This is a genomic window from Siccirubricoccus soli, assembly GCF_024178315.1.
GTDB lineage: Bacteria > Pseudomonadota > Alphaproteobacteria > Acetobacterales > Acetobacteraceae > Siccirubricoccus > Siccirubricoccus soli.
Genome location: NZ_JAMZIK010000020.1, coordinates 1 through 8805, shown reverse-complemented (window position 1 = coordinate 8805; position 8805 = coordinate 1). Strand labels below are relative to the sequence as shown.

At 73.4% G+C, this 8805-nt stretch carries 10 protein-coding genes and 1 pseudogene; 8 read left to right on the top strand and 3 right to left on the bottom strand.

Annotation, left to right across the window (positions count from 1 at the left end):
- A pseudogene (locus tag NJ376_RS03600) lies at window positions 1-220 on the top strand (ABC transporter substrate-binding protein); the annotation flags it as partial.
- Between the two features lie 126 nt (window positions 221-346).
- Here NJ376_RS03600 and NJ376_RS03595 read toward each other — a convergent pair.
- On the bottom strand, window positions 347-859 hold the full coding sequence (locus NJ376_RS03595) for a pentapeptide repeat-containing protein (RefSeq protein ID WP_252951858.1): 513 nt from the start codon (window positions 857-859) through the stop codon (window positions 347-349).
- Between the two features lie 50 nt (window positions 860-909).
- On the opposite strand from NJ376_RS03595, the gene NJ376_RS03590 reads away from it, so the two are divergent.
- From NJ376_RS03590 to NJ376_RS03580, 3 genes are all read left to right on the top strand, one after another.
- Entirely contained in the window at window positions 910-1602 is a 693-nt protein-coding gene (locus NJ376_RS03590) for a hypothetical protein (protein WP_252951857.1), read from the top strand.
- Window positions 1557-1820: a hypothetical protein gene (locus NJ376_RS03585; protein ID WP_252951856.1), complete on the top strand. Its 264-nt coding sequence runs from the start codon at window positions 1557-1559 to the stop codon at window positions 1818-1820. Before NJ376_RS03590 ends, NJ376_RS03585 begins: the two co-directional genes overlap by 46 nt.
- A gap of 73 nt (window positions 1821-1893) precedes the next feature.
- Entirely contained in the window at window positions 1894-2319 is a 426-nt protein-coding gene (locus NJ376_RS03580) for a DUF3597 domain-containing protein (protein WP_252951855.1), read from the top strand.
- 402 nt (window positions 2320-2721) lie between these two features.
- Here the strand turns inward: NJ376_RS03580 and NJ376_RS03575 are convergent, their stop codons facing one another.
- Entirely contained in the window at window positions 2722-4233 is a 1512-nt protein-coding gene (locus tag NJ376_RS03575) for a methyltransferase domain-containing protein (RefSeq protein WP_252951854.1), read from the bottom strand.
- Window positions 4234-4358: 125 nt separating this feature from the next.
- Here NJ376_RS03575 and NJ376_RS03570 point away from each other — a divergent pair, with 125 nt between their 5' ends.
- From NJ376_RS03570 to NJ376_RS03560, 3 genes are all read left to right on the top strand, one after another.
- Entirely contained in the window at window positions 4359-6128 is a 1770-nt protein-coding gene (locus NJ376_RS03570) for an ABC transporter ATP-binding protein (RefSeq protein WP_252951853.1), read from the top strand.
- Window positions 6125-7429 carry an MFS transporter gene (locus NJ376_RS03565; protein ID WP_252951852.1) on the top strand — a complete coding sequence of 435 codons (1305 nt, stop codon included), beginning with the start codon at window positions 6125-6127 and terminating at the stop codon, window positions 7427-7429. The genes NJ376_RS03570 and NJ376_RS03565 overlap by 4 nt, the downstream gene beginning before the upstream one ends.
- Window positions 7430-7573: 144 nt before the next feature.
- Entirely contained in the window at window positions 7574-7888 is a 315-nt protein-coding gene (locus NJ376_RS03560) for a DMT family transporter (protein ID WP_252951851.1), read from the top strand.
- Window positions 7889-8077: 189 nt separating this feature from the next.
- On the opposite strand, the gene NJ376_RS28645 is transcribed toward NJ376_RS03560, so the two are convergent.
- Complete coding sequence (locus NJ376_RS28645) at window positions 8078-8209, bottom strand: hypothetical protein (protein WP_256476126.1); 132 nt, start codon at window positions 8207-8209, stop codon at window positions 8078-8080.
- A gap of 182 nt (window positions 8210-8391) precedes the next feature.
- On the opposite strand from NJ376_RS28645, the gene sdhC reads away from it, so the two are divergent.
- Window positions 8392-8805, top strand: a 414-nt coding sequence (sdhC, locus tag NJ376_RS03555) for a succinate dehydrogenase, cytochrome b556 subunit (protein WP_252951850.1), incomplete at its 3' end; no start/stop codon positions are given.

Sequence of the window (8805 nt, the reverse complement as noted above, 5' to 3'; positions counted from 1 at the left end):
GGTGGCGCGAATGAAGGCGATGCCGACCGATGACGACGCCTTCGGCCCCGGGCTGATCCGCCAGGACGGCCGGAAGATCCACCCGGCCTATCTGTTCGAGGTGAAGAAGCCGGAGGAGAGCCGCGGCGCCTTCGACTACTACAAACTGCTGGGGACGACCTCGGCCGAGGATGCCTTCCGGCCGCTTTCCGAAGGCGGCTGCCCGCTGATCCGGAGCTGAGCGGGGTGGCCAGCCCCGGGGGGCCGGCCATTCCGGCCTCGCCGCCACTTCGCGCGGCCTGCGGCGCCAGGGCTTCGCCTGCGCGCAGGCCGCTCGCTCCGGCCCCCTCGTCGGGCGGCGCCCCGCCTACTGGCAGGTGCCGACGGAATCGGGGGCGCAGATGCTGGTGCCGTCCGTCCAGCGGGCGCCGCCGAGCTGGGCGCGCAGCAGGTCCGCCCCCTCCAGCCGCGCCGCGGTCAGGTCGGCATGGCGCAGATCGGCGCCGAAGAACTGGGCGCGGCGGAGATCGGCGCCGCGCAGCTTCGCCCCTTCCAGCTTCGCCCGGGTGAAATCCGCCCGCACCAGCTCCGCCTCCGTCAGGTCGGCGCCGCGGAGGGAGGCGTAGCCGAAACGGACATTGCGCGCCGTCGCCCGCACCAGGGTCGCACGGTCCAGCTTGGCGTGGGCCAGCGAGGCATCCCGCAGATCCGCCCCGGTCAGGTCGGCGCCGTCCAGGTTGCGGCTGTCCAGCAGGCAGCGGGCCCATTCCACCTCGGGACCGGGCGGGGCGGAGCAATCGGCGGCCTGCGCCACGCCCTGCGGCAGGAGCCAGGCGCCAAGGCCGAGGAACAGCGTGAGCGCCGGGGATGATTTGTGCACATCCCAGATATAGTAGGCAGGCGAACCAATCCAACCGGGCTCGTCCGACCTTGCTCCCCTTCCTCGGCTGGCTGGCCCGGCATGCCAGCGCGCTGCTCGCCGGCGCCATCCTGGCGGGCCTGGCCTTCGCGCTGCTGGCGGCGGCGCTCAGTCCGGTGGTGGCGCCTGCCGTCGCCCTGCTGATGACGCTGGTGCTGCTGCGCATCGACCCGGCGGAGGTGCTGGCCTGGCTGCGCCGGCCGCTGCTGGTGCTCGGCCTCTCCGCCTGGGTGCTGCTGGCCTGCCCGCTGCTGGCCTATGCGGTGACGCGGGCGGCAGGCCGCACCGGACCGCTCGGCGCCGGGCTGGTGCTGGGGGCGGCGGGCTGCTCCGCCGTCTCCGCCCCTGCCTTCGCCCGGCTGGTGGGGCTGGATGCGGAGATCAGCCTGGTCGTCTCCGTCCTCACCACGGTGCTGCTGCCCTTCATCGCGCCGCCGCTGGCGCTCGGGCTGGACCTGGCGATCTCGGTCCCTGGGCTCATGCTGCGGCTGCTGCTCATCATCGGCCTGCCGGCGCTGCTGGCGGTGCTGCTGCGCGCCGCGCTGGGGCGGTCGCGGCTGGCGCCGGCGGTGGATGGCAGCGTGGTGCTGGTGCTGCTGGTCTTCGCCTTCGGGGTGATGGATGGCACCAGGCGCGGCTGCTGGCGGACCCGCTCTGGGTGCTGGCCGGGCTGGCCCTGGCGCAGGCGGGCAATTTGCTGCTGAACGGCGTGACGGTGCTGGCGCTCTGGCCGCTCGGCCGGCGGGTGGCGTTGGCGGCGGGGATGCTGGCGGGCAACCGCAACCAGGCGCTGTTCCTGGCGGTGCTGCCGGCGGCGGCGGATCCGGGCGTGCTGCTCTTCTTCGCCCTTGGCCAGGTGCCGATGTTCCTCAGCCCCTTCCTGCTGCGGCCGGTCTATCGCCTCGTGCTGCGGGAGGGCTGAGCGGGAGGGGCGCCGAACCCTGCCGGGGCAGCCCCGTTAAGCCTGCCAACCCGAACACGGCAGGAGGTTTCCCGTGAGCATCTTCGGCTCCATCATGTCCAAGATCTTCGGCCACGGCGCGGCGGCGAGCGCGGCCCCCGCGCCGGACGATGCGGCGAAGGCCAGCCCTGCCCCCTCCTCCACCGCCGCGCCCATGCCCGGCCAGGCTGCGGGCGGCGCGACGCCGCAGATGCCGCAACAGCCGGTCGATGTCGCCGCCATCCTCACGGAGCGCGCCGCCAAGGCACCGCAGAAGCTGGACTGGCAGCGCTCCATCGTCGACCTGATGAAGCTGCTCGACCTCGACAGCAGCCTGAAGGCGCGGCAGGAGCTGGCGCGGGAGCTGAACTACAGCGGCGACATGAACGACAGCGCCGCGATGAACATCTGGCTGCACCGGCAGGTGATGGACAAGCTGGCCGCCAATGGCGGCAAGGTGCCGGAGGAGCTGCGGAGCTGAGCAGCCGGGGGCTTGCCCCTTGGCGGCATGCCCCCCCGGGGCCGGACCTGGGTTTAGCTTCAAGCCCGGGGCTCAGCCGATGGACGCTGGCCGAGGTCCGGGTCCTGACGGCTTCGACCGGCGCGCCGTTCTCCCACGCGGGGAGACTCCCCTCGCTGGTCGCGATGGAGAGCCACGCCGGCCCCGCCAGCGTGGCGGTGACGCGCCCTGTCGGCGACCGGGCCGCGTTCTGCCGGCCGGCTGGCGCTGCTGCTGGCGCAGCCCCGGCCCGGCGCCCATTCGCCATGCCATCCGCCGCCTGGTGCCAGACGTGGCTTCGCCGCGGCTGGCTATGCGACACACAGGGCATCGAGCGATCCACGGGGCCCCATGCCGTTGCGCAGCAACGGCATGGGGATCAAGTCAGATCAACCCCATCCCCCGCCAGGCACCGAGCATGGACCGCATGACGCCGGCGACGATCTTCTCCGCCTCCTCCGGCGGCACCGGCAGGCCGGCGGCGATCAGCGCTCGGGCCACGGCGGCCGGCTCCGGCGTCGCCTTCCCCGCCTGGGCCAGGATCATGGCGATCGCCCCCTCCTCCGCGCTCAGGATCAGCGGCCCGCCGAGGCGCGGCACGGCGAGGCCGATGGCGTAGCTGCCTTCCTGCAGCTCCCCGCCCCAGCGCTCCAGCGCCATCGCATTGTATTTGCGCGACCGCGCCTGGGCGGCGCCGGAGACGTTCTCCCGCCACACCGGCACGGCGGCATGGCTGCTGACGAGGAAGGTCGCCAGCTCCGCCGCCGCCAGCCCGCTGCCTTCCGCCAGCGGCAGCAGCTCATCCAGCCGCCGCGGCTTCTCCGCCAGCGCGCCCAGCAGCTTCTCCGCCACCTCCGGCGGCAGCCGGGCCTTGCTGATGCCGGTGTCGATCTGCACCACTCCCTGCGCGGGCTGCCGCGCCAGGGCGAGGCGCATGGCCCCCAGCGCCTCCGGTGCCGCGGGGCGGCGGCCGCGGACGAAAATATCCTCCCGCAGCGGCTGGCGGGCGCCGAACATCTCCTGCACCAGGCCGGGATCGACGCCGGGCGGCAGCGCCTCCACCGCCTTGCGCTGCTCCGGCGTCATCCAGAGCTCCGGGAAGTTTCGCCACAATTTCACTTGGCCGACGAAATCCAGCTTCGCCCGCCCCATCTCGGCCGCGACATCCAGCGGGAAGGCGGGGCGCCAGCTCTCGGGCAGGAATTCATGCGCCAGGTAGCGCGCCCAGCCGAAGCTCGCCGCGCTGCCGCCGCCGAGGAAGTCCTGGATCACCATGCTGTTGCGCAGCGCCAGCGCGCCGACGCCGTGCAGCGCCTGGGCGGCGGCGAAGGCGGTGGCGGCGCGGGCATCGGCCGGGCCGGGGACATGGCGCGCCACCTCCCGCATCAGCCGGGCCAGCGCCAGGTCGCCCGCCCAGCCGGGCAGGGCGTTGTAGCCGAGCATGACCAGCCCGCCCGGCTGCACCCGGCTGCGCAGTACGGCAAGGATCCCCTCCCGCACCGGGTCGGAGACCCAGGTCCACATGCCGTGCAGGGTGACGACATCGGCCTCCGGCAGCGCCGCCGCGGCCGCGGCCTCGTCCAGCCCGATCAGGTCCAGCTCCAGGAAGCGGGCATTGGCGAGCCCGGCCTCGGCCGCCATCTCCCGCGCCTCGGCAATATGGGCGGGGTTGTAGTCCAGCCCCACCACGGTCCAGCCGGGGTTGGCGGCGGCCAGGGCCAGCAGTGAGCCGCCCCGGCCGCAGCCGAGGTCGAGGATCGTCAGTGCCTCCCGGTCCGGGGCCCAGTGGACCCCGGCGATGGCGCAGGCCAGGGCCAGATGCGCCGGCGACTGGCTGGCCGAGAAATTCGGAATGTACGGAGTTTCGGTGACGTAGCTGCCGAGCCAACCCGCCATGGACGCCTTTCTCTTCCCCCGGCGGGGCATTACTCCTCGATTACTCGCGAGCTGTCCAGGCTGCTGGCGGGGGGCCGATCACGCAGGCTTTTCCCAAACGCCGCCGTCCCGGCTACACCGGCGCCATGGCCCTTGCCTCCGACGCGTCCACCCGGGCGCTGCTCCGCCGCCTGGCGCTGACCTATCTGGCGCCGCACCGTGCCGGCATCCTGCTCGCGCTGCTCTTCACCCTGGCGCTGTCCGGGCTGACGGCGCTCTACCCCATCGTCATCCAGCAGGGCTTCGACCGCTTCTCGGCCGGCGAGACGGGGCTCGCCTGGATGATCCCGGTCGTCATCATCCTGGTCACCTGCCTGAAGGCGGTGGCGCAGTACGGCCAGGCCGTGGCGGTGCAGGCGGTGGTGCTCAGGGTGATTGAGGCGGTGCAGGGCGATTTGTTCCGCGCCCTCACCCGCGCCGACCTCGCCGAGGTGGCGCGGGAGGCGCCGGCGCGGCATGCCAGCCGCTTCACCGTGGATGCGGCGGCGATCCGCGAGGCGCTGACGAAGTCCATCAATGGCGGGGCGGATGTGCTGACCGTGGTCGGCCTCGTCGGCTCCATGGTCTGGCTGGACTGGCAGATGTCCCTCATCGCCGCCGCCATGTACCCGATTGCGGTGCTGCCCATCCTGAAGCTCGGCAAGCGGATCCGCCGCGCCTCGGGCGGGATGCAGGACCGGATGGGGGAGAATGCGGCGCGGCTGACGGAGAGCTTCGGCGCCGCCCGGGTGGTGCGCGCCTTCCGGCTGGAGGCGGCGGAGGAGGCGCGGGCCGAGCGCGGCTTCGCCCAGCTCCGCGCCGCGCTGCTCGGCATCGCCCGGACGCGGGCGAGCCTTGACCCGATGCTGGAGGCGCTGGGCGGCGTGGCGGTGGCCGCCGTACTGGCCTTCGTCGGCTGGCGGGTCGCCCAGGGGCAGGGGACGATTGGCGAATTCACCGGCTTCGTCGCCGCGCTGCTCATCGCCTCCCGCCCCGTCCGCGCCCTGGGCTCGCTGAACGCCGCGCTGCAGGAGGGGCTGGCCGGCCTCTCCCGCGTCTTCGCGGTGATCGACACGCCGCGCCGCATCGCCGACGCACCGGGCGCCAGGACGCTGCCCGCCGGGCATGGGCGGGTCGAGTTCCGCGAGGTCGGGTTCCGCTACGAGGGCACCCCGGATGCGGCGCTGGAGGGTCTCTCCTTCGCCGCCGCGCCGGGGGAGACGGTGGCGCTGGTCGGCCCCTCCGGCGCCGGCAAATCCACCGCCCTGGCCCTGGTGCCGCGGCTCTATGACGTGACCGCGGGCGCGGTGCTGCTGGACGGCGCCGATGTGCGGGAGGTGACACTGGCCAGCCTGCGCGACGCCATCGCCTATGTGGGGCAGGAGGCGGTGATCTTCGACGACACCGCCTTCGCCAACATCGCCTGCGGCCGCCCCGGCGCGACGGCGGCGGAGGTGGAGGCAGCCGCCCGCGCCGCCGCGGCGCATGAGTTCATCGCGGCGCTGCCCCAGGGCTATGCGACGCCGCTCGGCCCCGGCGGCGGGCGGCTCTCCGGCGGGCAGAAGCAGCGCCTCGCCTTGGCCCGCGCCTTGCTGCGCAACCCGCGGGTGCTGCTGCTGGACGAGGCGACGAGCGCGCTGGACGCCGAGAACGAGGCGCTGGTGCAGCAGGCGCTGGCCCGGCTGCGGCAGGGGCGGACCACGCTGGTCATTGCCCACCGCCTGGCGACGGTGCGGGAGGCCGACCGGATCGTGGTGATGGAGCGGGGGCGGGCGGTGGAGCAGGGGACCCATGCGGAGCTGATGGCGCGGGACGGGCTTTATGCCCGCCTCGTGCGCACCCAGGCCTTCGGGGCCGAGCCGGCAGCGGCGGCGTGAGCCCGCCCGACGAGCGGAGCGCCGCCGCCGGGCCTCCGCGCGAAGCACCGGTGTGGGAGGGGGGCGGAAGCACCGATCGCCCGCCGCAGGGCCTGGGCGCGCCGGATGCGCGGAGCGCCGCTGGGCCTGCCCGGGACGCCCCGCCACGCCAGGCGGCGCTGCGCCACCGCTGGCTGGAGCTCGGCCTGCTCAGCACCGCCCGCACCGGCATGGGCCTGCAATTCCAGTCGGTAGGGGCGCTCGGGCCCTTCCTGCTCGGCGTGCTGGCGGCGGATTACGCCGAGTTGGGCAGCCTGATCGGTGCCTACTCCCTGGTCGGGGTGCTGGTGGCGCTGCCGGCGGGCTGGCTGATCGCCCGCATCGGGGACCGGCGCGCGCTGCTGGCGGCGCTGGCGCTGATGGCGGCGGGCGGGCTGGCGCTGGCGCTGGCGCCGGGCTTCGCCCTGGCCATGGTCGGGCGGCTGGTGGCGGGCGGCGGGGCCAGCGTGCTCGCCATCATCTGCGCCAAGCGGGTGCTGGACCGCTTCCAGGGGAAGGAGGTGGCGCCGGCCATGGGCGTCATGCTCTCCGCCTGGCCGGTGGGGATCGGGCTGGCGCTGCTGGTGCTGCCGCTGTTCGGCGGGGAGTGGCGGCTGGGGCTGCTGGCGGCGGCGCTGCTGCCGGTCCTCGCCTTCCCGGCGCTGTGGTGGGCGGTGCCGGCCTCGCCCCCGGCGGCGCCCCCCGGGGCGCCGCGGATGGCCCGGCTGCAGCACGGGGAATGGCCGCGGCTGCTGGCCGTCAGCCTGGCCTGGGCGAGCTACAATGCCTGCTTCGCCGTGGCGCTCGGCTTCGCCCCGGCGCTGCTGGTGGCGCGCGGCGCGGCGCCGGCGGAGGCAGGGGCCATCGCCTCCCTCATCGGCTTCGCCATCCTGCCGCTGCTGCCCATCGGCGGGGCGCTGGGGGAGCGGTTCGGGCGGCCGCTGCTGGTCTGCGCGCTGTGCATTCTCGCCTGCATCGCGGCGCTGCTGGCCTGGGTGGCGGGGGCACCGGCGGTGGCGTGCCTCGCGGCCTATGGGCTGATCTCGGCGCCGCCGGCGGCGCTGATCATGGCGCAGCTCGGCCGGGTGCTGTCGCCGGCCAGCCGGCCCTTCGGGGTCGGGGTGTACTACACGCTGTTCTATGCCGGCATGGCGCTGCTGCCGCCGCTGGCGGGGTGGCTGCGGGACACGACGGGCAAGCCGGAGGCCCCGATCCTGGCGGCTGTCGTGTTCCTTGGCGTGTCGCTGCTGGCGCTGGCGCCGTTGGGGCGGGCGGCGCGCTGACGGAGCGCCGGTCCGCAATTCTGGTGGTGCCGACTGAGAGGGAGATCGCCAGCCGCTCTGGCTGGCGCTGGGGCTTGGCACGGTGCATGTCCCTTCCTGGCGGCCGCCTCGGCACGGAGTGCCGCCTGGCCGGGGAGCAGAGGCATGGCGTGGGTATGGCTGGCAATTGCCGGCGGGTTCGAGATCGTCTGGGCGGTACTGCTGAAATACACCGAGGGCTTCACCCGCCTCTGGCCGAGCCTCGGGACCCTCGGCGCCATGGGCGTCAGCTTCTACTGCATGTCCCGGGCGCTGCAGGTGTTACCGATGGGGACGGTCTATGCCGTCTGGGTCGGCATCGGCGCCTTCGGCACTGCGCTCTGGGGCATGGCGATCGAGGGGGAGCCGGCTGGGGCGCTGCGCGTCTTCTGCCTGGTGCTGATCCTGGCTGGCGTTGCGGGGCTGAAGGCCACCGCCTGAGGCTGATGGCCTCTTCTGAGCTCGTTGCGAGTATTGGGAATATTAGCCTATAACAGGATGCCGCAAGCGTGCGCGGCAACGGCGCCGCAGTGAAAAGGATGGCTTCAGAAGGACCCCAGGACGCCAATGCGGCGGCATCCTGGGGCAGGTCAGGGACCCCGCGGCGTTGCCCGGCAACGCCGTGGGGGTTCAATGCAGCGCCCTCCAGATGGCGAGCAGCGCGGAGGTTGCGAGGATGAGCTTGTAGACCGCCTCCACCCAGGGAAGCAGCCGTTCCGCCAGCCTCGGCCGCTGCGGCTTGGTGTCGCATGGCGTGGTCATCGCGGAATCCTAACCTGCATCGACCCCGCGACAAAGGAAAAGATTCTTACATTTTGCCCCGGCAGCGCAAGGACCCCTACCCCCCGCAATTGACGCTTTGCCGCATGGGGCCATAGATACCCCTCGGAAGCGCACGCGCATCGTCCGTTCCCGGTGCGCCCCAGGCCGGAGTGCAAAGTTCCATGTCCATCATGCAGGATTCGCGCGAGGCGACCATGATCGGCCGCCGCACGGATGGCACGCCCATCCGCCGGCCCCTCTCGCCGCATCTGCAGGTGTACGACATGATGCAGATGACCAGCGCCCTTTCGATCAGCGGGCGCATCACCGGCGTGGTCTGGGCCGTCGGGCTGCTGATCCTGGTCTGGTGGCTGGTGGCGGCTGCGACCGGGCCGGCCGCCTTCGCCAACGTCCAGTGGTTCCTTTCCTCCTGGCTCGGCATGCTCGGCCTGTTCGGCCTGACGGCGGCCGCCTGGTTCCACACCCTGAACGGCATCCGCCACCTGGCCTGGGATGCCGGCTATGGCTACGACATCCAGACCACCTACCGCAGCGGCCGCTGGGTGCTGATCGGCACCGGCGTCGCCACGCTGCTC

Bases quoted from the DNA above. Each gene is read 5' to 3' on its own strand.
- NJ376_RS03575 (WP_252951854.1), bottom strand. From the start codon at position 4,233: ATGGCGGGTTGGCTCGGCAGCTACGTCACCGAAACTCCGTACATTCCG.
- NJ376_RS03570 (WP_252951853.1), top strand. From the start codon at position 4,359: ATGGCCCTTGCCTCCGACGCGTCCACCCGGGCGCTGCTCCGCCGCCTG.
- NJ376_RS03560 (WP_252951851.1), top strand. From the start codon at position 7,574: ATGGCGTGGGTATGGCTGGCAATTGCCGGCGGGTTCGAGATCGTCTGG.
- NJ376_RS28645 (WP_256476126.1), bottom strand. From the start codon at position 8,209: ATGACCACGCCATGCGACACCAAGCCGCAGCGGCCGAGGCTGGCGGAA.